This window comes from Burkholderia cepacia (assembly GCF_029962485.1).
Taxonomy (GTDB): Bacteria; Pseudomonadota; Gammaproteobacteria; order Burkholderiales; family Burkholderiaceae; genus Burkholderia.
The window spans coordinates 1,763,047-1,785,685 of sequence record NZ_CP073638.1 but is presented as its reverse complement, the minus strand read 5'-3'; the positions used below and the strand labels follow the sequence as shown (position 1 = coordinate 1,785,685).

Annotated in this window: 24 protein-coding genes and 1 pseudogene; 12 read left to right on the top strand and 13 right to left on the bottom strand. The window is 66.6% G+C overall.

Annotated elements, in window-relative coordinates; translation table 11 throughout:
• Positions 1-132 precede the first annotated feature (132 nt).
• Together ctlX and KEC55_RS24350 are read right to left on the bottom strand one after the other, a co-directional pair.
• Positions 133-1,134 carry a citrulline utilization hydrolase CtlX gene (gene ctlX, locus KEC55_RS24355; RefSeq protein ID WP_282507694.1) on the bottom strand — a complete coding sequence of 334 codons (1,002 nt, stop codon included), beginning with the start codon at positions 1,132-1,134 and terminating at the stop codon, positions 133-135.
• 59 nt (positions 1,135-1,193) lie between these two features.
• On the bottom strand, positions 1,194-2,273 hold the full coding sequence (locus tag KEC55_RS24350) for an ornithine cyclodeaminase (RefSeq protein ID WP_282507693.1): 1,080 nt from the start codon (positions 2,271-2,273) through the stop codon (positions 1,194-1,196).
• A 295-nt stretch (positions 2,274-2,568) separates the two neighbouring features.
• On the opposite strand from KEC55_RS24350, the gene KEC55_RS24345 reads away from it, so the two are divergent.
• Complete coding sequence (locus tag KEC55_RS24345) at positions 2,569-3,000, top strand: Lrp/AsnC family transcriptional regulator (RefSeq protein ID WP_006479718.1); 432 nt, start codon at positions 2,569-2,571, stop codon at positions 2,998-3,000.
• Positions 3,001-3,037: 37 nt separating this feature from the next.
• Here the strand turns inward: KEC55_RS24345 and KEC55_RS24340 are convergent, their stop codons facing one another.
• From KEC55_RS24340 to KEC55_RS24325, 4 genes are read right to left on the bottom strand one after another with little or no spacing between them, the layout of a single operon-like run.
• Positions 3,038-3,631, bottom strand: coding sequence for a peroxidase-related enzyme (locus KEC55_RS24340; RefSeq protein ID WP_282507691.1), 594 nt, complete (start codon positions 3,629-3,631; stop codon positions 3,038-3,040).
• Positions 3,628-4,158: a CMD domain-containing protein gene (locus KEC55_RS24335; protein ID WP_282507690.1), complete on the bottom strand. Its 531-nt coding sequence runs from the start codon at positions 4,156-4,158 to the stop codon at positions 3,628-3,630. The genes KEC55_RS24340 and KEC55_RS24335 overlap by 4 nt, the downstream gene beginning before the upstream one ends.
• A 45-nt stretch (positions 4,159-4,203) precedes the next feature.
• Positions 4,204-5,628 (bottom strand): NAD(P)-binding domain-containing protein, encoded by a 1,425-nt coding sequence (locus tag KEC55_RS24330; protein ID WP_282507689.1) that lies wholly within the window; start codon positions 5,626-5,628, stop codon positions 4,204-4,206.
• Complete coding sequence (locus tag KEC55_RS24325) at positions 5,625-6,638, bottom strand: LysR family transcriptional regulator (protein WP_282507688.1); 1,014 nt, start codon at positions 6,636-6,638, stop codon at positions 5,625-5,627. The genes KEC55_RS24330 and KEC55_RS24325 overlap by 4 nt, the downstream gene beginning before the upstream one ends.
• 60 nt (positions 6,639-6,698) lie before the next feature.
• On the opposite strand from KEC55_RS24325, the gene KEC55_RS24320 reads away from it, so the two are divergent.
• Genes KEC55_RS24320 through KEC55_RS24300 form a run of 5 tightly spaced genes read left to right on the top strand, consistent with a single transcriptional unit; the run spans position 6,699 to position 11,669 of the window.
• Positions 6,699-6,980: a hypothetical protein gene (locus KEC55_RS24320; protein ID WP_282507687.1), complete on the top strand. Its 282-nt coding sequence runs from the start codon at positions 6,699-6,701 to the stop codon at positions 6,978-6,980.
• A gap of 13 nt (positions 6,981-6,993) precedes the next feature.
• Positions 6,994-8,187 carry an ABC transporter substrate-binding protein gene (locus tag KEC55_RS24315; protein ID WP_282507686.1) on the top strand — a complete coding sequence of 398 codons (1,194 nt, stop codon included), beginning with the start codon at positions 6,994-6,996 and terminating at the stop codon, positions 8,185-8,187.
• Positions 8,188-8,225: 38 nt separating this feature from the next.
• Positions 8,226-10,037: an ABC transporter permease gene (locus KEC55_RS24310; protein ID WP_282511414.1), complete on the top strand. Its 1,812-nt coding sequence runs from the start codon at positions 8,226-8,228 to the stop codon at positions 10,035-10,037.
• A 13-nt stretch (positions 10,038-10,050) separates the two neighbouring features.
• Entirely contained in the window at positions 10,051-10,908 is an 858-nt protein-coding gene (locus KEC55_RS24305; protein WP_282507685.1) for an ABC transporter ATP-binding protein, read from the top strand.
• On the top strand, positions 10,905-11,669 hold the full coding sequence (locus KEC55_RS24300; RefSeq protein ID WP_282507684.1) for an ABC transporter ATP-binding protein: 765 nt from the start codon (positions 10,905-10,907) through the stop codon (positions 11,667-11,669). The genes KEC55_RS24305 and KEC55_RS24300 overlap by 4 nt, the downstream gene beginning before the upstream one ends.
• A 65-nt stretch (positions 11,670-11,734) precedes the next feature.
• On the opposite strand, the gene KEC55_RS24295 is transcribed toward KEC55_RS24300, so the two are convergent.
• Both KEC55_RS24295 and KEC55_RS24290 read right to left on the bottom strand, forming a co-directional pair.
• On the bottom strand, positions 11,735-12,094 hold the full coding sequence (locus KEC55_RS24295; RefSeq protein ID WP_282507683.1) for a hypothetical protein: 360 nt from the start codon (positions 12,092-12,094) through the stop codon (positions 11,735-11,737).
• Positions 12,095-12,114: 20 nt separating this feature from the next.
• Entirely contained in the window at positions 12,115-13,311 is a 1,197-nt protein-coding gene (locus KEC55_RS24290; RefSeq protein WP_282507682.1) for a DUF6402 family protein, read from the bottom strand.
• Positions 13,312-13,467: 156 nt separating this feature from the next.
• Between KEC55_RS24290 and KEC55_RS24285 the strand changes: the two are divergent.
• Positions 13,468-13,715, top strand: a pseudogene (locus KEC55_RS24285) (ABC transporter ATP-binding protein); the annotation flags it as partial.
• A gap of 16 nt (positions 13,716-13,731) precedes the next feature.
• Here KEC55_RS24285 and KEC55_RS24280 read toward each other — a convergent pair.
• Positions 13,732-14,088 (bottom strand): DinB family protein, encoded by a 357-nt coding sequence (locus tag KEC55_RS24280; protein ID WP_282507681.1) that lies wholly within the window; start codon positions 14,086-14,088, stop codon positions 13,732-13,734.
• Between the two features lie 59 nt (positions 14,089-14,147).
• Between KEC55_RS24280 and KEC55_RS24275 the strand changes: the two genes are divergently transcribed.
• Positions 14,148-14,594, top strand: a complete 447-nt coding sequence (locus KEC55_RS24275; RefSeq protein WP_282507680.1) for a hypothetical protein — start codon at positions 14,148-14,150, stop codon at positions 14,592-14,594.
• 34 nt (positions 14,595-14,628) lie between these two features.
• On the opposite strand, the gene KEC55_RS24270 is transcribed toward KEC55_RS24275, so the two are convergent.
• Entirely contained in the window at positions 14,629-16,050 is a 1,422-nt protein-coding gene (locus tag KEC55_RS24270; RefSeq protein ID WP_282507679.1) for a sensor histidine kinase, read from the bottom strand.
• Positions 16,037-16,702, bottom strand: a complete 666-nt coding sequence (locus tag KEC55_RS24265) for a response regulator transcription factor (RefSeq protein WP_176046277.1) — start codon at positions 16,700-16,702, stop codon at positions 16,037-16,039. The genes KEC55_RS24270 and KEC55_RS24265 overlap by 14 nt, the downstream gene beginning before the upstream one ends.
• 238 nt (positions 16,703-16,940) lie before the next feature.
• On the opposite strand from KEC55_RS24265, the gene KEC55_RS24260 reads away from it, so the two are divergent.
• The 4 genes from KEC55_RS24260 (at position 16,941) to KEC55_RS24245 (ending at position 20,064) form a co-directional block, all read left to right on the top strand.
• Positions 16,941-17,957 (top strand): ABC transporter substrate-binding protein, encoded by a 1,017-nt coding sequence (locus KEC55_RS24260; protein WP_282507678.1) that lies wholly within the window; start codon positions 16,941-16,943, stop codon positions 17,955-17,957.
• Between the two features lie 111 nt (positions 17,958-18,068).
• A complete protein-coding gene (locus KEC55_RS24255; protein WP_282507677.1) occupies positions 18,069-19,379 on the top strand; it encodes an MFS transporter in 1,311 nt (436 codons plus the stop codon).
• Positions 19,380-19,492: 113 nt separating this feature from the next.
• Complete coding sequence (locus KEC55_RS24250; RefSeq protein ID WP_282507676.1) at positions 19,493-19,768, top strand: YlcI/YnfO family protein; 276 nt, start codon at positions 19,493-19,495, stop codon at positions 19,766-19,768.
• Between the two features lie 47 nt (positions 19,769-19,815).
• Positions 19,816-20,064 (top strand): type II toxin-antitoxin system RelE/ParE family toxin, encoded by a 249-nt coding sequence (locus KEC55_RS24245; RefSeq protein WP_432626297.1) that lies wholly within the window; start codon positions 19,816-19,818, stop codon positions 20,062-20,064.
• 47 nt (positions 20,065-20,111) lie between these two features.
• Here the strand turns inward: KEC55_RS24245 and KEC55_RS24240 are convergent, their stop codons facing one another.
• Positions 20,112-21,905, bottom strand: a complete 1,794-nt coding sequence (locus KEC55_RS24240) for a sensor histidine kinase (protein ID WP_282507674.1) — start codon at positions 21,903-21,905, stop codon at positions 20,112-20,114.
• Positions 21,902-22,549, bottom strand: coding sequence for a response regulator (locus KEC55_RS24235; protein ID WP_282507673.1), 648 nt, complete (start codon positions 22,547-22,549; stop codon positions 21,902-21,904). Before KEC55_RS24235 ends, KEC55_RS24240 begins: the two co-directional genes overlap by 4 nt.
• Positions 22,550-22,639 lie beyond the last annotated feature (90 nt).

Here is a 22,639-nt window from a genome sequence, read left to right as displayed (position 1 = left end):
GCGGGGTGTGACGGTATCGTCCGGATACCTGAGCATGCCGCGATGCTGTCGACGCTCGCGGGTTCGACGACCTCAAAAAAAACGGCTGCCGTTGCATCGGCAGCCGTTTTCGTTTGCACGATCGAGCGTCGGTCAGACCTGCGGCACCGCTTCATGCAACGGTGCGGCCGATTCCACGGCGGCCGAGTCCGGCGCTTTGGTTCGCCGCGCGAGATGAATCCCCGCGAGCATGCAGCGCACCGACCCGCCGGCCAGTTCGATCGTCGGCACGTCAAGTGGCAGCAGCCGTGCGGAGCGCTCGATCACCGCGCGCTGGTCCCGTGTGAGGCAATCGAACGCACGTCGCGACAGCGCAAGCACACGCCCGTCCTTGCCCGACAATTCCAGCGTATTCCCTGCGAAATTTTCGATTTGCGATTGATCGAGCGCGATCACCGCGCGCCCCGTTTCGGTCAGGCGTTGCGCGATCTCGCCGCGGCGCCGGCTGTCGGCGATCAGGTCGAGGCCGACCATCGCGAACTCGGTCGCGACGCTCATCATCACGTTCGTGTGATAGATCGGCCGCCCGCTCGCATCGGCGGTATCGAAGCAGATCGGCTCGAAATTGAAGTTCGTGCAGAAGCGTTCGAGTGCGACCGGATCGGCGCGGCGCGAACGCGCGGTGTAAGCGATGCGCGCGACGTGGTCGAGCACCATCGCGCCGGTGCCTTCGAGGAACACGTCGTCGTATTCGAGGCCCGAGTAGTCGATCACGTCCTGGACGCGATATTCGGCCTTCAGCATCTCGATCACGTCCGCGCGTCGCTCGCGGCGGCGGTTCGCGCTATACATCGGAAACAGCGCGACGTGGCCGCCCGGGTGCGTCGAGAACCAGTTGTTCGGGAACACGGAGTCGGGCGTGTCGCGCTCGCCGTGATCGTCGAATACATGCACGCGCACACCCGCATCGGCGAGCGTCTGCGCGGCGGCCGTGACTTCGTCGCGCGCGGCCTCGGATACCGAGGGCGTGTCGCCCGAGCCGCCACTGGCCGTGCGCTGGAACGCATTGTCGGCCGCGGTCTGCGGGTTCGGCAGGAAGCGGTGCGGCCGGATCATCACGACGGCGGCCGGCGCCTGGATCGATACGAGATTCATGGAAGGCTGGAGCGAAAGGCAGGAAAACGGGCGGCGCACGGGCCGCCCGCGGATGACGGTCAGCGTGCGAACGCGGCGACGGCTTCGGTCACGAACGCCGCGTGACCCTGCGCGATCGCAGCCGGGTCGTCGATCAGCGCGAACAGGTTCTTCGGATCGACGGCCGGCGGAATCAGCGCGATCTCGACGCCCGCGTTGTGCTGCTGCGCGAGCGCATACAGGTAGCGCAGCGCCGAGTAATCCTCGAGCGCGAAGCCGACCGAATCGAACACGGTGACTTCGTCCGCGCGTTCGCGGCCAGTCGTCTCGCCTTGCAGCACGCGCCACAGCTCGGTGACGGGGAAGTCGGCCGGCATCTGCTGGATCTCGCCTTCGATGCGCGACTGCGGCTCGAATTCGACGAACACGCGGCCTGCATGCAGCACGCCCGCTTCGAGTTCGGTCTTGCCGGGGCAATCGCCGCCAACGGCGTTCAGGTGCATGCCGGGCTCGATCATGTCGGCCGTGACGATCGTCGCGTACGCCTTGTCGGCGGTGACGGTCGTCACGATGTCGGCGCCGCGCACGGCGTCGGCGGTCGATGCGGCGCGCACGACGCGCAACCCGGGATAGGCGGCGAGGTTCTGCACGAGCTTGTCGGTCGCGAGCGGATCGACGTCGAACACGCGGATTTCGTCGATGCCGAGCAGCGTGTGGAACGCGATCGCCTGGAATTCGCTCTGCGCGCCGTTGCCGATCAGCGCCATCTTGCGCGAATCGGGCCGTGCGAGCAGCTGCGCGGCGAGCACCGACGTGGCGGCCGTGCGCAGTGCGGTGGTGAGCGTGAGTTCGGCGAGCAGCAGCGGGTAGCCGGTATCGACTTCGGCGAGCGCGCCGAACGCCATCACCGTGTGCATGCCGCGCGCCGCGTTGACGGGGTGGCCGTTCACGTACTTGAACGCGAACAGCGACGCGTTCGCGACGGGCATCAGCTCGATCACGCCGTCGCGCGAATGGCACGCGACGCGCGGCGACTTGTCGAAGTCGGCCCAGTGCAGGTAATCGGCGCGCAGCGTGTCGACGAGTTCGCGCAGGAACGTCGTGACGCCGGTTTTGGCGATCAGGCGGGCGGTGGCGGGAACGTCGAGGAAGCGGGTCATCGGTCTGTCTCCATATTCAGTGCCGGTACGGGTGTCCTGGCGTTCTGGTCGACCGGGCGGTGCTTCGGCGCGGGCCTCGGGCTTCCTGAAAAGCGCGGCGCGGCGTGTTCTGCCGATCGATGGAGTCATTATTTCCGTGAGTCGAGCCAACAAAAAGACGGCAAAAGTGGCAGATTTATCGATAGACTTGGCAAATCGCCAGCCGATTCCGGCAGTTTGTTCAGTTTGTGCTGGTCGGAATGCGCAGTCTCCGGCACGCTGGCGGCCGGCTCACGCTCAACAGGAAGGCCCGTTCATGATCACGCTCGACGACGTCGACCGGCAACTCATCGCACTGCTGCGCGACAACGCGCGACTGCCCGTCGTCGCGCTGGCGAAGGAATTGCGCGTCGCGCGCGCGACCGTGCAGAACCGGCTGACGCGGCTCGAGAAAAACGGCGTGATCGTTGGCTATACGGTGCGGCTCAAGCCGGCGGCGGAACGCCACCGGATCCGCGCGCTGATGTCGATCGCCGTGCAGGGCAATCGCGGCGCGGAAGTGGTGAAGGTGCTGCGCGGGCATCCGAACGTCGCGTCGATCCACAGCACCAACGGCCGCTGGGATCTCGTCGCCGAGCTGCATGCCGATTCGCTCGAGCACTTCGATCGCGTGCTCGGTGCGATCCGGCTGATCGACGGGATCGCGAATACCGAGACGAGTATCCTGCTGTCGACGCACAAGGCGTGACGCGGGCGGCGCCTGCGTCACGCTCCGTTTCGTGCCGTCAGGCGCGGGTCGCCGGTTCCGGAAACACCGGTTCGCCCAGCGTCAGCATCAGCCGATTCGCCCACGCGAAGATCGCGACCGCGTGCGACAGGTCGAGAATTTCTTCATGCGTCAGCCCTTCGGCTTCGAGTGCGGTAATGGCGCTTTCGTCGATCGCGTCGGGCCGTTCCGTTAGCGCGATCGCATAGCGGATGATCGCGCGTTCGCGTGCCGTCGTACCGGCCGTCGCCGGATCGTCGAATACCTGCTCGATCGCATCGGTGCGTTTCGCGAGCTGCGCGAAGCGCTGCGCGTGCACCGACGCGCAATACACGCAGCCGTTTACGCGCGACACGGCCGTGCTGGCCAGTTCGCGCTCCGCGCGCGACAGCCCGCCGGGGCCGTACATGATTGCGTTGAACACGCCCGAGCGTTGCCGCAGGATCTCGGGAAGGTGGACGAGCAGCAGGTAATAGTCGGACGTCTTCGCTTGCGGGTGGCTTGCTTCGAGCACCGCCAGCTGATCGGGCGTCGCGGCATCGAGCGATACCGTGTCGAGCCACGCGTGCCAGCCGAGCGTGTCGGACGTGAAGCCATGAGCGGTCGTCGTCATGCAGCCTCCTTGGCGGCACGCGCCTGAAGCGCCTGCGCGGCAAGGGCAATGCGCAACTGATACGCGACGAACGCCACGAGCTGCGACAGCGCGACGATCGCGGGTGTCGTGAGGCCGGCCGACTTCAGTGCGTCGAGATCGGAGGCGCGTGCGTCGACAGGGGCGAGCGTCAGGCGCTTCGAATGCGCGAGGATTGCGCCGAGACGGTGAGGCAGCGCGTCGAACGCGTCGGCATCGGCCTGTCCCATGTCGTCGATCGTGCCGCCTGCGTCGAGCAGGCGGGCGCGATAGGTGTCGGCCAGTGCGTGCGCATTCGATTTCCGCGCGACATAGCGTGCCGCATGCAGCCGCTCGACCAGCGAAAGATCGCGCAATGCAGGGTCGAACAGCGCGGCTTCGCTCAGCTGCGTGTGCAGCAGCACCTTGTGGCGCGCGCGGCGCAGCGCGGCGACGGCATCGCCGTCGCGCAGGCCGGCCACCGCGTCGATCGTATCCGGCTCAACGGCCGGCGTGACGGAATCAGTCATCGTTTCGGTTTCCTTTCTTCATCTGAGTGATCGATGGACGCGGGCTCATGCATCGGCGTCGTGCCATTCGTCGCCTTGCAGCTCGGCATTCGCATACGCGACGAGCGCGTCGTAGTGGCGATCGCGGTCGGCATCGAACAGCCGGCTTGCGATACCGCGCGCCAGCCGCTTCGCGCCCGCGCTGATGGCGGGGATATCGCCGGACAGCTTGCCGTGGCTCAGGCTCGCCGCATGGTTGAAGCAATGGATTCGCGTGACGGCCGGGCACGCACCGCGCTCGCGCTCCTGGAACGAGAACGCGGGGCCGAGATCGGGCGACTCCGCGAGTTCGTCGAGCCACAAGCCAGGTTCCGGGCGATAGCGATCCTTCCAGCGTCGCACCTGCGAACCGAACGACGTAAATTCCTCGCGCGTCGTCCAGTCCGAATGAAAGCCCGTCGCGAAGATCAGGAAGTCGACGGTGTAGCGCCCGCGCGGCGTCTTGACGTCGAGGCCGTCCGCGTGGTCGGCAAGCGTCTCGATCGGGCTGCCCGCATGAAAGTGCGCATGTTCGTGGCGTGACACACGCAGCACGCTGTCGCGGGGCGGCGGCGTCTGCGACGTCAACGCGTAGTGCATGAAGCGCCACTTCGTCGCGTCGTCGAGATCGGCATAGCCGTGCACGAGCCCCGGGCTGCCGATGCCGGTCAGCTTGTTGATGCGCGGAATGTCCGCGCGGCGGAAGAACAGGTCGACGCGCGCGGCGCCGGCTTCGAGCGCGGTGCCCGCGTTGTCGAACGCGGACGCGCCCGCGCCGACTACGCCCACACGCCTGCCCGCGAGCGCCGCGAAGTCGATCGGCTCCGACGAATGGGCCCAGCGCGTGCGTGGCACACGGTGCGCGACGGGGGGCACATACGGGCCGCCGAGCCCGTCACGGCCGGTCGCGAGCACGACGTGTCGCGCGAGCAGCGTCTGCGCTTCGCCGTTGCCGCGCACGTCGAGCGCGAGCAGCCCGTCGTCGCGCGCGCGCAGCGCGACGAGCGTGGTGTCGTTGCGCACCTGCAGGTCGAGCACGCGCCGATACCAGCGCAGGTAGTCCATCCATTGCGTACGCGGAATCTTGTAGAGTGCCTCCCATGCATCGCGGCCGTACTGCGCTTCGAACCAGGCGCGGAACGTCAGCGCGGGCAGGCCGAGCGCGGGGCCCGCGAGCTGCTTCGGCGAGCGCAGCGTGTCCATTCGCGCGAACGTGACCCACGGCCCTTCGTAGCCGGCCGGCGCGCGATCGATCACGCACTGGTTGTCGATGCCGAGCAGGCGTAGTTCGGCGGACGCCGCGAGCCCCGCCATGCCGCCGCCGACAATCGCGACGTCGAGCACGCGCGTGCCGTCCGCTTCGCGCGGCGGCACCCACGACGGCGCGGGCAGGTCGAGCCAGCGCAGATCCTGCGCGAGCCGGGCTTCGAGTGCGTCGAGCTGTGTCGTCATGCGGCCTCCGGGCGCGTGCGGCGCGCACGTGTCGTGCGAGGTGGGCGTGTCGCCCGCTCGCTGCGTAGCCGGTCGCCGCGCAGCAGCGCGTCGTGCGCGGCTGCGTCGTGAAAGATCACGTCGTCGAGCAGCGTGCGTGTCGTGCGATGCAGCGCGTCGAGCAGCGCATCGACGGCTGCCGTGCGCGGCTTGCCGGCCGGCGTCGCGACGCCGAACGCGAACGGGATGTCGACGTCGAGCGGCCGCGCGACGACGCCGTCCACCGGCAGCGCGACGCCCGTCGCCGGATCGACGATGCCGATCCCGATACCCGCACGCGCGGCCATCACCGCATTCAGCGACGCATTGGTTTCGATGAACACGCGTGCATCGACGCGCGCGGCCGCGAACGCCGCGTCGATCCGCTGGCGCAGCCGGTGCCGGTTCGCGACCGTCACGATGCGGCGGCGCGCGAGATCGCGCAGCGCGATGCGCGGCTTCGCCGCAAGCGGATCGCCGGCGGGCAGCACGGCGACGCACGGCGTTTGCGCGATCCAGTGCACGTCGAGCCCGGCATGCGCCATCGGCAGCGTGACGACGCCGACGTCGGCCGTGCCGGCCAGCACTTCGTGTACGACATGCTCGGCCGATTCGCTGCGCAATTGATAGTGCGGCGCGTGTGCGTCGTCGGGCAGCGCGGCAAGCGCGGCGGGCACGAGTGTGGCCGCGAGCGAGGGCGTGGCCGCGATGCGCACGGGTTCAGCCGTTTCATCGCCGAGCGCGCGTGCGCGTGCCTCGATCGCGCGCAGGCCGACCAGCGAGCGTTCGACTTCCTCGTACAGCAGGAACGCGCGCCGCGTCGGCGTGACGCGCGGGCCGTGCCGGTCGAACAGCGCGTAACCGAGATCGGCTTCGAGCTCCTGGATCTGCCGCGTGACGGCAGGCTGCGAGCGGCCGAGCAGCTCGCCTGCGCCGGTCACGCTGCCGGCCGACATGACCGCGGAAAAGGCTTCGAGTTGATGCAGCTCCATGACGCGTTCCGATGATGCGATTTACGCATTGTAGAAGTGCGAGCATGCGTGATTCATATAATGATTTTTGCTATCGACAGCGCGAAAACTGCGAAGCGTGCGATTGCTGCAGCGTGCGGTTGCACAAGCCCGCGCATCGGTTGCGCGTGGCGACGCGAAGGAAACACCAATCGAATCAACGCGATGCGATGTGTGTCGATGGCGCGTGCCAAGCGGGTCGAACGGATGACCGTTCGCGAGCGCGATCCGCTTCGCGCGGCACGCGATATCGATATGCGCAAAACTTCGTTGGATCGCCCTGAACCGGATGGTTACATGCCCTCACTCTTTTCGACTGACTGAAGGTGGGGGCGGCATGAACGTTTCGGGGAACGACGTACGCGGCGCATGGCGGCGCGTGCTGGGCACGGTGGCGGCGCTCGCTGCCGCATGGGGCTTGTCGACGGGCGGCGCGCTCGCGGCGGGCGTGTCGGGCGAGCCGGTGGTGGTCGGCGTGAGCGGACCGCTCACGGGCCAGGACGCGCAATACGGCGAGCAATGGAAGCGCGGCTTCGATCTCGCGCTCGACGAGATCAACGGCAGCGGCGGCATACACGGCCGGCCGCTCGCGATCGACTTCCAGGACAGCCGCAGCGATCCGCGCCAGGCAGTCGCGATCGCGCAGAAGTTCGTCGCCGATCCGCGCATCGCGATCGAGCTTGGCGACTTCTCGAGCGCGACGTCGATGGCCGCGTCGCCGATCTACCAGCGCGGGCAACTGGTGCAATTCGGCTTCACGAATTCGCATCCGGATTTCACGAAGGGCGGTGACTATCTGTGGAGCACCGCGCTGAGCCAGGCCGAAGAGCAGCCGCTGCTGGCGCGCTACGCGGTGAAGGAACTCGGTTTCAAGCGGATCGCGGTGCTGTACCTGAACACCGACTGGGGCCGCACCAGCAAGGACATCTTCGCGAAGGCGGTGGCCGGGCTCGGCGCGCAGGTCGTCGCGGCCGAAGGCTACCAGCCGGCGGAGAAGGATTTCCGCTCGACGCTCGTGCGGATCGGCGCGTCGAAGCCCGATTCGATCGTGCTGATCTCGTACTACGCGGACGGCGCGCAGATCGTGCGGCAGGCACGCACGTCGGGCGTCGCGCTGCCGATCGCGGCGGTCGGCTCCGTGTATTCGCCGAAATTCCTCGAACTGGGCGGCACGGCCGTCGAAGGCGTCTTTACGGAATCGAACTTCTTCCCGGCAGAGCCGCGCCCCGAAGTACAGGCGTTCGTGCAGCGCTATCGCGCGAAATTCCATACCGATCCCGATTCGTTCGTCGCGCGCGCCTATGACGCGTTGATCCTGTCGGCCGAGGTGCTGCGCCGCTACGGCACGACGCGCCAGGCCGCGCACGACGGCTTCGCGAAGGTCAGCGATGTACCGAGCGTGATCTTCGGCAAGGTGCGCTTCGATCCGCAGACGCGTCGTGTCGCCGGTGCGCGCACCGTGTATCTCGTCGTGAAGCAGGGGCAGTGGGCGCTGTGGGACGGCGCGAAACCGCAGCTCGCCGCACGCTGATTCCGCATGAACCGCATGCAAGTGACGGACGCATCGTGATGGCTTCCTGGCTCGACTACACGCTCAACGGCCTCATCGTCGGCAACATCTACGCGCTGCTCGCGGTCGGGCTCGCGCTGATCTTCGGCGTGTCGCACCTGATCAACTTCGCGCATGGCTCGGTTTACATGGTCGGCGCATTCATCGGCTGGCTGTGCCTGACGCGCTTCGGGCTTCCGCTGCCAGTCGCGCTGGCGGCCGTCGTCGTCGGCTGCGGCGCGCTCGGCGTCGCGATCGAGCGGATCGGGCTGCGGCCGCTGCGCCACGCGGCGCGCATCGCGCCGCTGCTCGCGACGATCGGCATCAGCTTCATCCTCGACCAGCTCGCGCAGCTCGCCTTCGGTGCGGACCCGCGCGCGGTGCCGACGCCGCTGCCCGACTGGCACGTGCGGATCGCCGGTGCGACGCTCGGCTCGCTCGACCTGCTGATCGCGGGCATCGGCATCGCGGCGGCCGCGCTGCTGTACGGCTTCCTGCGCTTCACGCGGCTCGGCTGGGCCGTGCGCGCGACCGCGCAGGATCGCGACGCGGCGCTGCAGATGGGCGTCGACGTCGACCGCGTGAACCAGACCGTGTTCGCGATCGCGTGCGCGCTCGGCGGCGTGAGCGGATTGCTGGTCGGCATGTACTACAACAGCATCGATCCGGCGATGGGCTTCCAGGCCACGCTGAAGGGCGTCGTCGCGCTGCTGATCGGCGGACTCGGCAACGTGCCGGGTGCGATCGCCGGCAGCCTGCTGCTCGGTCTCGTCGAAAGCTATGGCGTCGCGCTGTTCGGCACGAGCTATCGCGACCTGTTCGCGTTCGGGCTGCTGATCGTGTTCCTCGTGTGGCGGCCGAACGGTTTGTTCAGCGCGAAACGCGCGCTGCCTCCCGAGCCGATGACGGGCACCTTCCTCGCGGCCGCGAAGGCCGTGCGCGTACCGCGTCCGGTGCTCGTCGCGCTGATCGCACTGGCGGCCGTGCTGCCGTGGCTCGGCGCGTCGCCTTACGTGCTGCAGACGCTCACCAACGCATGGCTGTACGGGCTGCTCGCGCTGAGCCTCACGCTCGTCGCGGGCACGGTCGGGCAGATTTCCCTTGGCCACGCGGCGCTGCTCGTGATCGGCGCGTATGCGTCCGCGCTGCTGTCGTCGGATCTCGGCTGGTCGCCGGCCGTGACGATCCCGTGCGCGGGCATCATCACGGCCGTGCTCGGCACGCTGCTCGTCTACCCGGCGTTCCGGCTGCGCGGGCACTACGTGTCGATCGCGACGCTCGGCATCGGCGAAGTGGTGAGCCTCGTGATCCTGAACTGGGATGGCCTCACGCGCGGCCCGCTCGGCATCACCGGCATCGCGCCGCTGCCGTGGGCGAGCACCGCGCGCGCCGCGTACTGGTTCACGTTCGCGGTGCTCGTCGCGTTCGCGCTCGTGCAGGTGCGGCTGCTGCGTTCGCATCTCGGCCGCACGCTGCGCGCGGTGCGCGAGGACGACGTCGCCGCGCGTGCGCACGGCATCGCGCCGAACCGCTACAAGGCGATCGCATTCGCGGTCGGCGGTGTCGCGGCCGGGGTGAGCGGCGGCATTGCCGCGCACCTGTACAGCTACATCAATCACCAGACCTTCGATTCGCAGGTGTCGATCCTCGCGCTGACGATGGTGATCCTCGGCGGGCTCGGCAACGTGCTCGGCGGCATCGCGGGCGCGATCGCACTGATCGGGCTGCCCGAACTGTTCCGCTGGGCGGCCGACTACCGGATGCTGATCTACGGCCTCGTGCTGTTGCTGCTCGTCCGGTTCCGGCCGCAGGGCCTGCTCGGTACGGTGTGAGGAGAGGAATGCGATGACCACCACTGGACCTTTGCTTGAAGTGCAGGGTTTGACGCGCCGCTTCGACGGCGTGACCGCGCTCGACGGCGCGAGCCTCACGCTCGCCGACGGCGAACTGCTGAGCGTGATCGGCCCGAACGGGGCCGGCAAGTCGACGCTGTTCAACCTGATCGCGGGCGCCGACCGGCCCGATGCCGGCCGCGTGACCTTCGACGGCCGCGACATCACGGGCACGGCGCCCGAACGCCTCGCGGCGCTCGGGATTGCGCGCACGTTCCAGCACGGTCGCGTGTTCGGCAACCTGAGCGTGCTCGACAACGTGCTGATCGGTGCGCATGCGCGGCTGCGCGCGGCGCGGCCCGGCTGGCCCGCGCTTGGCGCGGCCGCCGAAGTGCTGCGTGCGCTCGTGCGGCCGGCGTCGGTGCGGCGCGAGGAAGCCGCTTTGCGCGACGAGGCGCGCGCGATCGTCGCCGGGTTCGGCGAACGGCTCACGCCGCGCATCGATCATCCGGCGCACAGCCTGTCGTATGCGAACCGGCGGCGCGTGGAGATCGGCCGCGCGCTGGCGCTGCATCCGCGCCTGCTGCTGCTCGACGAACCGACGGCCGGGATGAACGAGACGGAGACGGCCGAGATGCTGCAACTGATCCAGTCGCTGAAGGCGCGCGGCCTGACGATCCTGCTGATCGAGCACAAGCTCGAACTCGTGATGCGCGTGTCCGACCGCGTGATGGTGCTCGACAACGGCGTGAAGATCGCCGAAGGCGCGCCGCGCGACGTGCGGCACGATCCGCGCGTGATCGAGGCGTACCTTGGCCGCCGCCATGCGGGCGGCGCGCCGGCCGATCGCACGACCCAGGCGGCCGCATGAGCGCCGCTTCTTCCGGATTGCGAACGAATATGACCGACGCACTGCTGAAACTGGAACATCTCGACACGTTCTACGGGCCCGTGCAGGTGCATTTCGACGTGAACTTCGAAGTCGGCCGCGGGCAGATCGTCAGCCTGCTCGGCGGCAACGCGAGCGGAAAGTCGACGACGATGAAGCTGATTCTCGGTTTGATGCGGCCGAAGCACGGCGTAGTGCGCTTCGACGGCGACGACGTGACGGCGCTCGCGACGCCGCAGCGCGTGCGGCGCGGCATTGCGGCCGTGCCCGAGGCGCGGCGGCTGTTCGGCGACATGAGCGTGCGCGAGAACCTGCTGATGGGTGCGTACACGCGTGGCGATCGCGCGGCCGTGGCCGATGACTACGAGCGTGTGCTCGACCTGTTTCCGCGTGTGCGCGAGCGATTGACGCAGCGTGCCGGCACGCTGTCGGGCGGCGAGCAGCAGATGCTCGCGATGGCGCGTGCGCTGATGGCGCGGCCGAAGCTGATCTGCATGGACGAGCCGACGATGGGGCTGTCGCCGCTTTACGTCGACAAGGTGCTCGAACTGATCGATGCGATCAACAAGCAGGGCGTGACGGTGTTCATGGTCGAGCAGAATGCAAGCCTCGCGCTGGAGATCGCGCATTACGGGTACGTGCTGCAGATGGGGCGCGTCGTACTCGAAGGGCCCGCGAAAGCGTTGCTCGACGACGAGCGCGTGCGCGATGCGTATCTGGGCGGGGAGGCCGTGGCGGCGTAATTGGCGACATGCAAGGCTATGGACAACATGTATGTTCCATGCCGAGCAACGATCGCATGAGACCGCTAAGGGAGCTTTGCCCGCAAGCGGTCGATCAACGAGGGGGGAAGCGTGATGATGCCGTCACCGTCTGAGGCGGCGGTGTCGTACACGACTGCGTCCCGGTTCCAAGTTAGTCTGACCGGTTCGTCCCGCGGATAGCTGAACAGGCGCTCGGCCAGCAAGTTCATGCTGCTTGAGCGGTACAGGCGCAGCACGACATCTTCACCCGGCCCATAACAATACGTTGCCGTGTAGCGTCCATTGTCCGCACGAGATCGCTCCGTATGGCACTTGTTCAGCTCGGTCGTTCTTTTTCGGACATCCGCTCGCCACATATAGGGAATGAGCATGATGACCAGTGCCACGGCAATTGCGACGCGCATGAAGTGTTTCGAAGCAAGTGTCATGACAGGTACAGATAGATTGGGTATTGAAGGCGAATGATCCGTCGATCGGAATAGATGAAGAAATCGCCTCCGCGGCGATGCCTTGCTTGCCAGGCTCTGAAATCTTGATTTCGAACCGGGTAGAGAAAATTGTCCTTCTTGCGTAGGTCGCCGACACCAACCGGATAATCTATCCACGGTTGACCGGCCGCACTTGTCGCAAGCGTCGCGGGGACGAGATTTACGCTTCGTGCGTTCCAGTGGCCCAAATACTGAGACGGTTCGCCTGGTTCGCTTCCAAAGGTGTAGTTGTCCTTGACGTAGACGGATATGTGCGTGACCGCAGCCATGGTCCCGTCAAGGCTAATCTCTGCACGCTCGATGGCCGCGTATAAATTGAATGATCCAAGTGCGCCCGTCAGATCGTCGGGAATGCCATTGGATTCGATGAGGCGCTTCAGGTACTGCAATGCTTTCTGTTCGAACGTTCCTTCTACCCGGGCGTATTGAACATGAAAGTGGCGATGGATCGACTGGATGTCGTCGCCGCATACGTCGGAGACGGAAAGGATCGGATAGCGGTTTTTGTACGGTAGCAAACGATCGCGCATCACGCGTGTCGCGGCATTGCTATGGATCGCCGACGAAGTGAGGTGGTCGAACCGTTCTTTCGCTCTGGCGTATTTCAACACCCACTCCAGCTTGACCGTCGTCGTGTCGATCATGTCCGGGGGATATGGAACACCATCTTGATTGATACCGTTTCGCTCGTCTTCAACGGTCGGGGAATAATTCAAGCGGCCGGAAAACCACTTGTCCATGAGTGTCGCTGATACCGGCATCATTAGTTTTCGCATTGCACCGGGTATTTCCTGAATGTCAAACGGCTCGACCGTTGCATCATTTCTTTTCGGCTCAGGAGTCGACGGCTTCGGTGGGGAGGGGGTGTCGAGCCATTTTTTTAATCTGGAGTAGGCGTTTGCCATGCGCTCGATGTCGTCGAGCATCTTCATGGCAGGGTCCGGGCGGGCTGTCTTCTGTGACCTCATCGGTTTTTTCGCCGGTGGCTTTGAATCGGGAATGGGCGGCAGTCGGCCTATCGAGAGACGCAATCCACGGGCTATTCTGCATCCCTCGTCACCTTCGCAGCGTGCCCATCTCCAAAGCAGCTTGTTCGGTTTGTGATACGGCAACTTCTGACCTTCGATTTCCATTTGGTTGCGTTTCCTCATGTCGTGAGCAAAGTGCAGCGCGATTCGAGCACAATCGTGGAAATCGCACAAATACTGTCACGCTTTTGTAACATTTGCCCGATTGAGAAAATGCGAATACCTGTTCCCGTAGCGAAATAGAGCGGGTCATCGTTCCGCATGGACGAGCCGACGATGGGGCTGTCGCCGCTCTACGTCGACAAGGTGCTGGAACAGATCGGCGCGATCAACCGGCAGAGCGTGACGGTGTTCATGGTCGAGCAGAACGCGAGCCTCGCGGTGGAGATCGCGCATACGGGTACGTGCTGCAGATCGGGCGTGTGGTGCTCGGAGGGCCCGAGAAGGCGTTGCTCGACGACGAGCGCGTGCGCGATGCGTATCTGGGCGGGGAAGCGGTGGCGGCGTAGCGGGCGGGGCGCCCACCTATCGCCCGGCGATTGCCGCGTTCGCCGCTTCGGTCTTGCCCTGAAGCCTGCACGCGGGCTCCGTCCGGTGCAGATGAACGGCGTAGGTGTCCCACGGCAGCTTGATGTCCTGCCCCGAACGCGCGGCTGCCTGGATCATCAGTCTTCCGGCTTCGTCGCGATGATAGCCACCGTGCGTAACGACATGGATCAGCATCTCTTTGCGCGTCATGTATCCGTTGTCGCCGTCGGTGAACGCAAAGGGAATCGATTCGGACAGCATCCCGGGCGTGGCGGTTTCGGCATAGTCGAGATACCAGCGATCGAGCGCGGCGAAGGCACGTTCGTGAGCCGTGGGGAAAATAATGATGGACACCGAAATTCAGGGTAGATTGATGCTCTCCTGATCTTGAATGCCACGGGGGCTACCGCGCCATGTTGACGTATTCCATTCAGAAAACCGGCTACGACTACAATCAACTCGACTCTCAGGGTGCGACCGACTACGCGTCGTTCACGCGTGCATTCGACTCGTTCCCGTGGGCGGCGCAGCATGCCGAATGGGACGATACGCAGGAAGGCCCGTTGCCGGCCCTTGTACTGCAGCATGCTGACGATCAGCGGGAGTTATGGGTGACCGCGCTGAGCGACGCGCATGCAGACGGCTTCCAGTTGAATGCGGTTTCCACGCGGATGAAGAAGGGACTGTTCGGTCTCGGCAAGGAAAAGCCGGAACAGCACGTCGACACGATCGACGTCGACACGCGCGCGGAGGTCGACACGTTGTGCCGGTTGTTCTGCGATCGTCAGTATGACGAGCTGGATCGGCTGGTGGCGCGGCATGCGGAGCGCAACCGGCTCGACGACGACAACGACGATTAAGCGTCTGCCGCACACGGGCCGGCTCGGAGCCGGCCTATGCCTTTTCCGCGCCGCTTCCCGCCGCGCGCGGAAACGTCAGCACCACCGCAAACCCGCCCCCATCGGGAAACGCGAACCCGATGCGCCCGCCGTGCGCCTTCATCACCTCCTGCACGATCGCGAGCCCGAGGCCCGACCCCGTGCGCCGCTCGCTGCCGTCCGGCGCGATCCGCACGAACGGCTGCAGTGCCGCATCCCAGTGCTCGCGCGGAATCCCGCTGCCGTTGTCGGTGACGGTCAGCGTGACCGCGCCGTCGGCATTGCCCGTGGTCGCGACGGATACGACGATGTCATCGGCATGGCCGTGCAGCAGCGCGTTGTGCAGCACGTTCGACAGCGCTTCCTGCAGGCTGATCGCGTCGCCGTCGATCCATGCCAGCGGCGCATCGCTCGCGAACGCAACGGCGACATCGCGTTCGCCCGCGAGCGGAATCGTGCGCCCGAGCACCTCTTTCGCGAGCGCGACGAGTTCGACGGGTTGCAGCGGCACGGCCTCGGTGCGATGAATCACCATCGCGTGATTGAGTAACTGGCCGGTGAGCCGGCCGACGTCCGAGGAGGTCGCGCGCAGCGCATCGAGCCGCGCCGCGTGACGCGCGGGATCGGATTCGCCGTCGAGCAGCTCGATCTGCGCGTCGAGCCGCGCAAGCGGCGTGCGCATCTGATGCGCGGCATCGGCGATGAAGCGCTGCATTGCGTTGATGCGTTCGGCCAGGCGGTGCATCAGCCCGTTGATCGACCCGATGATGGCATCGATCTCGCTCGGCGTATCGACGGCCACCGGCCGCAGGTCGGCCGGATCGCGCGCGGCGATAATCGTGCCGATCTGCGCGAGCGGGCGCAGGCCGCGCCGGATCGCGAGGCCGCTTGCGCCGATCGCGAGCACGCTCATCAACAGGATCAGCGTCCACACCTTGATGCTCATGTCGTTCGTGAGCTGCTGGCGTGCGTTGGTGGTTTGCGCGACTGTCACGAGCGCCCAGCCCGGCGTGCTTTCCTCGGGCATGTAGCGCGCGATCGTCGCGGTGCGGATCCGGTGCCCCTGGTAGACCGCATTCGCGAACGCGGGGCCCTGTTTCGCGGCGGCGAGCGTCGCGGGGCTTGCGAGATCGTTGTAGCCGGCCACGACGACGCCGCGCGAATCGACGACCTTGTAATAGACGAGGTCGTAGCGCGACAGCGTCGACAGCGCGGCCACCGGCGGATTCAGCGCGAGCACGCCGCCTTGGACGTAGAGATTCTCCGCGACCTGGATCGATGCGCCCGCAAGCAACTGGTCGTACGCGCGTTCGGCCGCGACGCCCGCGTAATATCGCGCGATCGCCGCGAGCGCGAGCGCGCCGGTCGCGACGACGAGCGCGATGAAGAGCAGCGTGCGCCCGAACAGCGTCTTCGGGAACCAGTCAATGCGCGACAATCTGATACCCCATCCCGCGCGCGGTGCGGATCTCGACCGAGCTGCCCTGCAGCTTCTTGCGCACGCGCGTCACGTACTGCTCGACCGCGTTCGTGGTCGGCTCGTTGCCGAAGCTGAAGAGCTGGTTCAGCAGTTCATCCTTCGAGAAGATGCGCTGTGGCCGGCTCGCAAGAATTTCGAGCAGTGCGAACTCCTGGCGCGATAGCGACAGCGGCTGGCCGTCGAGTTCCGCCAGGCGGCTGCTACGGTCGATCGCGAGGCCGCCGAGCGTCAGCACGTCGTTCGCGTGGCCGCTGTTGCGGCGCAGGAGCGCCTGCACGCGCGCGTCGAGTTCGCGATAGTCGAACGGCTTCACGAGATAGTCGTCGGCGCCGAGACCGAGGCCGCTCACGCGATCGTCGATCGCCGAGCGCGCTGTGACGAGCAGCACGGGCGTCGTGCTGCCCGACGCGCGCAGGTGGCGCAATACCGTGAAGCCGTCCATGCCGGGCAGGTTCGCGTCGAGCACGACGAGGTCGAAGCGCTCGACGCGCAGCAGCCCGTGCGCGGTCGCGCCGTCGGTTTCGAGATCGACCGCGTGGCCGAGCCGCGCCAGGCGGCTGCGGATCGCCGCGCCGATTTCGGCATCGTCCTCCACGACGAGAATGCGCATGGTGCCGTTTTGCAGGTAGGTGGATTAGGGGTTTTCCCGAGGGCGGGATGTCAGCATTTTCTCAGACTCGGTCGATAACCTGTGTCGAGCCGGAAGCAGCAGGCAAGGACGGCATTAATACCAGAATTATTCAAGGAGACGGCAACATGCAGCATGTCACGGGAGCGACGAACGCGCGACGCGGCGCGCCGGCGGCCTTCGCGTGGCCGTTTGCCGTCCGACGCATGGCGGCGTGCGCATGACGACGTCGCCGCGCCGCCGCGCACTGATCGCCTCCGGTCTCGGCGTGCTCGCCGCACCGGCGCTCGTGCGGGCGAAGCCGCGCACGGTGCGGATTTCCAAAGGCTATGGCGTGCTGTACCTGCCGCTGCTCGTGATGGAGAAGCAGCGGCTGTTCGAGCAGCACGCAGCGCGCCACGGCGTGTGCGACGTCGCGGTCGACTGGGTGCTGCTCGACGGCGGCAATTCCGTCAACGACGCGATGATGGCTGGCACGCTCGATTTCGCGGGCGCCGGCGCGCCGGGCTTCATCGAGCTGTGGGCGCGGGCGCGCGGCATTCCGAACGTCGAGGTGATCGGCATCAGCGGGCTGTCGACCACGTCGCTGTCGCTGAACGCGAACCGTCCGGGCCTGACGTCGCTGCGCGACTTCACGCCGTCCGACCGGATCGCGGTGCCGGGCATTCGCACGTCGCTGTCGGCCGTCGTGCTGCAGATGGTTGCGAGCCGGCAGCTCGGCCCGAAGCATTTCGCGCAGCTCGATTCGATCACCGTGAACCTGCCGCATCCGCAGGCGATGCAGGCGCTGATCCGCCGAGAGAGCGGCGTCACCGCGCACTTCACGTCGCCACCGTTCTCGACGCTCGAGTTGCGGCAGCCGGGCATTCATCGCGTCGTGAATTCGGTCGACGTGCTCGGCCCGCTGACGCTCGACGTCGTGTTCGCGCCGAAGCGGCTCGTCGATACGGAGCCCGCGCTGGCGGTGGCCTTCATCGCCGCGCTTGACGAAGCGAACCGCCTGATCGTGCAGGATCCGCGCGCGGCGGCCGCGCTGTATGCGGCGTCGTCGGGTGTCGGTGTGTCGCACGACGATGTGATGCAAATGCTCGCCGCGCCCGACACGCGCTTCTCGGTGCTTCCGAACCAACTGATGGACTACGTCGAATTCCTTTACCTCGCCGGCACGATCAAGGCAAAGCCGCGCGCGTGGCACGAGATGTTCGCGCCGATGCTCGACGCCTACCGGTCGGGCTGAACGTCGCCGCCTCCATCCAACGAGACATCCTGCGCCGCGCGCGTGCCGTGCGCCGCGCAGATTCAACCGATACGCAACCGACATGCAACCGATTCACGCAAGGAGCCTGAAGTGAACGCTACCGACACCCTGGACCCCGCGTCCGCCGAAGAGCAGCGCATCATGTCGAAGATGGCGCGGCGCCTGCTGCCCATCCTCGTCGTGATGTTCCTGATCGCGTTCATCGACCGGCAGAACGTCGGTTTCGCGAAACTGCAGATGGTGCACAGCCTCGGGATGACGGAGGCCGCGTTCGGGCTTGCGTCCTCGCTGTTCTTCATCGGCTACCTGCTGTTCGAGGTGCCGAGCACGCTCGCGCTGCATCGCTACGGCGCGCGCGTGTGGCTCGCGCGGATCATGCTGACGTGGGGTCTCATCACGGTGCTGATGGGCTTCACGACGTCGATGCCCGCGTTCTGCGCGCTGCGCTTCGTGCTCGGCATCGCCGAGGCCGGCTTCTATCCGGGCGTGATCTACTACCTGACGCTCTGGTTCCCGCAGAGCTACCGCGCGAAGGTGCTCGGCATCTTCACGCTCGGCAGCGCGCTCGCGAACATGCTCGGCTCGCTGGTCGGCGGCGTGCTGCTGAGCCTGAACGGCGTGTGGGGGCTGGCGGGCTGGCAGTGGGTGTTCATTGCAACGGGCATCCCGGCCGTGATCGTCGCGATCGTCGTGTTCCGCGTGCTGCCCGCATCGGTGCGCGACGCCCGTTTCCTGGACGACCGCGAGAAACAGATCGTCGAGGCCGCGCTGGAGCGTGAGAAGCCCGCGCAGGCCGAACACGGCCAGCCGTGGAAGGCGCTGCTCGATCCGCGTGTGATGCTGTTCGCGGCAACCTACATGCTGATGTCGACGTCGCTGTACGGTGTTACGTACTGGCTGCCGACGCTCGTGAAATCGTTCGGCGTGTCGAGCACGACCAACGGCTTCCTGAGCATGCTGCCGTGGGCGCTTGCCGTGCTGCTGCTGGTGTGGCTGCCGGGGAAACTGCGCCGCGCGAAGAGCATCCTGCGCACGATCGCGATCGTCGCGGCGCTCGGCGCGCTCGGTTTCCTGATGAGCCTCGTGCTGCCGTCGACGCCGTTGCGCTTTATCGCGCTCGTGCTGGGCGGCGCGTGCATTCCGCTGCTGTATCCGTGCTTCTGGTCGATGCCGCCGCGTTATTTCACCGGCGCGCGGGCGGCGGCGAGTGTCGCGGCGATCAACTCGATCGGCAACCTCGGCGGCTTCTTCAGCCAGAACCTGATGCCGTTCGCGGGCAAGGTGACGGGCACCGCGTTTGGGCCGATGATCGTGCCGATCGTGTGCCTCGCACTGCTCGGGATCGGCGCGCTGGTCGCGTGGACGCGCTCGGAGCGGGGGATGGTGGCGGCGCGGGTGTGAGGCGGTGCGGCCGGATTGTGGTCCCGGATACGTTGGTTAGGCCGAATGGCCGACTGCACGCGTAAAAGAGGGCGTGCTACCATGCATTACATATGTAATGCATGGAGTGTTCGATGAAAACCGCGACCATGCCGGCGCTACGTGTCGATCCGCAATTGCGGGAGGCGGCGGAGTCGGTCCTTGAGGAAAACGAGACGCTGTCTGCGTTCATGGAGTCGGCGCTGCGCGATGGTATCGCGCGTCGCCGACTGCAGCGTGAGTTTGTCACCCGTGGCCTTGCATCGCGCGACGAGGCGCGCCGAACCGGTGAATACGTCGATGCTGTCGACGTGCAGGCCGAACTCGAGGGCATGCTGAAGGCTGCGCGAGCAGGGAAGGCGGCTGATTGATCTATCGGGTCCGATATACACGCGCGGCCCGTGAGGATCTGATACGGATGTATCGATACCTGCTCGAACGCGATATCGACGCAGCGGCGCGGGCTGCCGATGCGATCGAACAAGGTGTCGCCATGCTGCGAATGTTTCCCTTCACATGCCGCAAGATCGACGCTGGAAATCCGTTTTTGCGCGAGCTGATCGTGTCCTTCGGCACATCGGGCTATGTCCTGCTGTTCGAGATTGAAGCGGCCGAGCAAGTCACGATTCTTGCCGTACGTCATCAACGGGAAGATGACTACCACTGATGCGTGATCGACGCGGCAGCCGGCATTCGCCGATATTGCCGCCTCGATCAGCGATCGATCCGCGAACCCCCATCCCCGCCGTGCGCGACCGCAACCGGCGCATGCGTCAGCGGAATTTCGACCTCGACCGTCGTGCCTTCGCCGAGCGTCGTCGCGATCCGCAGTGTGCCGCCCACCAGATACGCGCGCTCGCGCAATCCCACCAGCCCGAACGACCCTGACTTGCGCGGCACGCCGGGATCGAATCCCGCGCCGTCGTCGCGAATCGTCAGCGCTATCGCATCGCCGCCGTGCACGAGTTCGACGTCCGCATGCGACGCGGCCGCATGCCGTGCGACGTTCGCGAGCGCTTCCTGCGCGATGCGGAACACGGCCGTCGCATATGGCTCGTCGAGCTGCAGCTCGGGCGGCTCGACGTGCAGCGAGCACGCAATCCCATGCCGGTGCCGGAAATCCTCGACGAGCCATTGCATCGCCGCGGCGAACCCGAGGTCATCCAGCATCAGCGGACGTAGGTCGGACGCGATGCGCCGCGTCGCGGCCACCGCACCGCGCGCGAGCGTATGCATCGCCGCGATCTTGCGCGCGAGTTGCGCGTCGTCCTGCGGCACGCGGTCGATCAGCCATTCGAGATCGTTCTTCAGCGCCGCGAGCGACTGCGCGAGTTCGTCGTGCAGTTCGCGCGCGATGCGGCGCTGCTCGGCTTCGCGCGCGCTGGCGCTGATCGCAGCAATCTCGCGCAATTCTTCGCGTGACGCCTGCAGCGCCCGCTCCGCGCGCACGCGCTCCTCGACTTCGCGCCGCAGGTCGCGGTTCGACGCGCTCAGTTGCGCGGTGCGCGCGGCGACGCGCTGTTCGAGGCGTTCGTTCGCGTCGTTCAGCTGCGCGCTTTTCTGCACGACGAGCAGGTGCTGATAGCGCGCACCGGCCAGTGCTCGCACGGTTTGCGCATGCAGCCGGCCGTTCTCGAACAGCATCGCGAACAACACGACGCCGGACGCGACGAGGCCGTACGCGCGCCCCGCATAGAAGCCGAGATCGTAGCGCCCGTGATTCAGCATCGACGACAGCGCGATGTCGAACAGCCACGCGACGAGCACCGTCATCACCCACAAGTCGAGCACGGAATGGCGGCGCCGCTGCCACCACATCAGCATCAGCGCGACCAGGTTCAGCCCCCAGACGACCGTGATCGCGTTCGTCATCGTTGCGGCCATCCGGTTGCCGTTCATGATGCGTGGCAACAGGTCGTGGCCGGCCGTCGCGAGCAGCGCGAGCGCGACCGTCGCGGCGACCGCCGACGCGATGCAGAACACCACCGGAATCGCCGCACGGCGCTGCGGGGTCGGGATCGGGCGGGCGCGCAAGGTCGCACGCAGCAGCGCATACGCGGAAACCGCCAGCGGAAAGCCGCCGTGCCAGAACAGGTACAGCCACGCGGTGGTCTGGTCGCCGGCGCCGAGCAGGCCGTGCGGCGCGAACAGCCCGGGAAAGGTCAGCATGTGCGTGCCGGCCATGAAGCCCGTGAACAGGTAGCCGCCCGCGAGCACGAGCAGCGGCTTCTGGCGCAGGATCGCGTATTGGCCGAGCAGCAGGCCGGCCGTCACCATGTCGTTGACGACGATCGCCGACTGGTACACGGGAATGAACGCCCAGCCCGGCGCGAGCGGCATGCCCGCGAACGGCGCGAGCGCGGCGAAGATCATGGCCGACACGAGCACGGTCGCGAGCGCGAACCGCCGTTCGCGCCGGCCCGGCGGCAGCGACGACATGAACAGGCGCGACGCGTCCGGATCGTCGTCGTCCGGCGGCGCGGGCGGGAAGCGGAAGGCGGCCGTCATGCGTCGTTGGCGCCGGGGTCGAGGTCGTGGCGCACCGCGTAGCGGACCAGTGCGGCTTCGTGGGGCAATTCCATCTTCTCGAGGATCCGTGTCTTGTATGTGCTGACCGTTTTCGCGCTCAGCGCGAGTTCGGAAGCGATCTGCGTGACGGTCTGGCCGGCGACGATGCGGCGCATCACGTCGAGTTCGCGGTTGGACAGCCGCTCGTGCGGCAATGTCAGTGCCGGCGCGCGCAGCGTGCGCGCGAGGCTTTCGGCTGCCGACGGGCTCACGTAGATGCCGCCCGCCGCGACCTTGCCGACCGCTTCGACGAGCTCGGCGGTCGCGCTGTCCTTCGTCAGGTAGCCGGTGGCGCCGGCCTTGAACGCGCGCGCGGCGTACTGCGCCTCGGCGTGCATCGTCAGCACGAGCGTGCGCAGCGACGGCGCATGGCTCTTGATCAGCCGGATCAGCTCGATGCCGGTCGGCGCGGGCATCGACAGGTCGAGCAGCAGCACGTCGGCGGCGGCGCGTTCGGCGAGCGCGAGCGTGGCCGAGCCGTCGCTCGCCTCGCCGACGATCTCGAAACCGCCGGCCATCTCCAGGATGTAACGCAGTCCGTCCCGCATGACTGCGTGATCGTCAGCCAGAATTACCCTGATCATCTAGCGGTCCTCTTCGGGATCACGCCGCGAACTGCTTGTCCGGTTATCGCCGCGGCTGTTCTTCTGACCAATATATTCCGTCGAATCCGA

Coding starts and splice junctions, on each gene's coding strand:
- ctlX (WP_282507694.1), bottom strand. CDS start 1,134: ATGAATCTCGTATCGATCCAGGCGCCGGCCGCCGTCGTGATGATCCGG.
- KEC55_RS24350 (WP_282507693.1), bottom strand. CDS start 2,273: ATGACCCGCTTCCTCGACGTTCCCGCCACCGCCCGCCTGATCGCCAAA.
- KEC55_RS24345 (WP_006479718.1), top strand. CDS start 2,569: ATGATCACGCTCGACGACGTCGACCGGCAACTCATCGCACTGCTGCGC.
- KEC55_RS24340 (WP_282507691.1), bottom strand. CDS start 3,631: ATGACGACGACCGCTCATGGCTTCACGTCCGACACGCTCGGCTGGCAC.
- KEC55_RS24335 (WP_282507690.1), bottom strand. CDS start 4,158: ATGACTGATTCCGTCACGCCGGCCGTTGAGCCGGATACGATCGACGCG.
- KEC55_RS24330 (WP_282507689.1), bottom strand. CDS start 5,628: ATGACGACACAGCTCGACGCACTCGAAGCCCGGCTCGCGCAGGATCTG.
- KEC55_RS24325 (WP_282507688.1), bottom strand. CDS start 6,638: ATGGAGCTGCATCAACTCGAAGCCTTTTCCGCGGTCATGTCGGCCGGC.
- KEC55_RS24320 (WP_282507687.1), top strand. CDS start 6,699: ATGATTTTTGCTATCGACAGCGCGAAAACTGCGAAGCGTGCGATTGCT.
- KEC55_RS24315 (WP_282507686.1), top strand. CDS start 6,994: ATGAACGTTTCGGGGAACGACGTACGCGGCGCATGGCGGCGCGTGCTG.
- KEC55_RS24310 (WP_282511414.1), top strand. CDS start 8,226: ATGGCTTCCTGGCTCGACTACACGCTCAACGGCCTCATCGTCGGCAAC.
- KEC55_RS24305 (WP_282507685.1), top strand. CDS start 10,051: ATGACCACCACTGGACCTTTGCTTGAAGTGCAGGGTTTGACGCGCCGC.
- KEC55_RS24300 (WP_282507684.1), top strand. CDS start 10,905: ATGAGCGCCGCTTCTTCCGGATTGCGAACGAATATGACCGACGCACTG.
- KEC55_RS24295 (WP_282507683.1), bottom strand. CDS start 12,094: ATGCGCGTCGCAATTGCCGTGGCACTGGTCATCATGCTCATTCCCTAT.
- KEC55_RS24290 (WP_282507682.1), bottom strand. CDS start 13,311: ATGGAAATCGAAGGTCAGAAGTTGCCGTATCACAAACCGAACAAGCTG.
- KEC55_RS24275 (WP_282507680.1), top strand. CDS start 14,148: ATGTTGACGTATTCCATTCAGAAAACCGGCTACGACTACAATCAACTC.
- KEC55_RS24265 (WP_176046277.1), bottom strand. CDS start 16,702: ATGCGCATTCTCGTCGTGGAGGACGATGCCGAAATCGGCGCGGCGATC.
- KEC55_RS24260 (WP_282507678.1), top strand. CDS start 16,941: ATGACGACGTCGCCGCGCCGCCGCGCACTGATCGCCTCCGGTCTCGGC.
- KEC55_RS24250 (WP_282507676.1), top strand. CDS start 19,493: ATGAAAACCGCGACCATGCCGGCGCTACGTGTCGATCCGCAATTGCGG.
- KEC55_RS24245 (WP_432626297.1), top strand. CDS start 19,816: ATGTATCGATACCTGCTCGAACGCGATATCGACGCAGCGGCGCGGGCT.
- KEC55_RS24240 (WP_282507674.1), bottom strand. CDS start 21,905: ATGACGGCCGCCTTCCGCTTCCCGCCCGCGCCGCCGGACGACGACGAT.
- KEC55_RS24235 (WP_282507673.1), bottom strand. CDS start 22,549: ATGATCAGGGTAATTCTGGCTGACGATCACGCAGTCATGCGGGACGGA.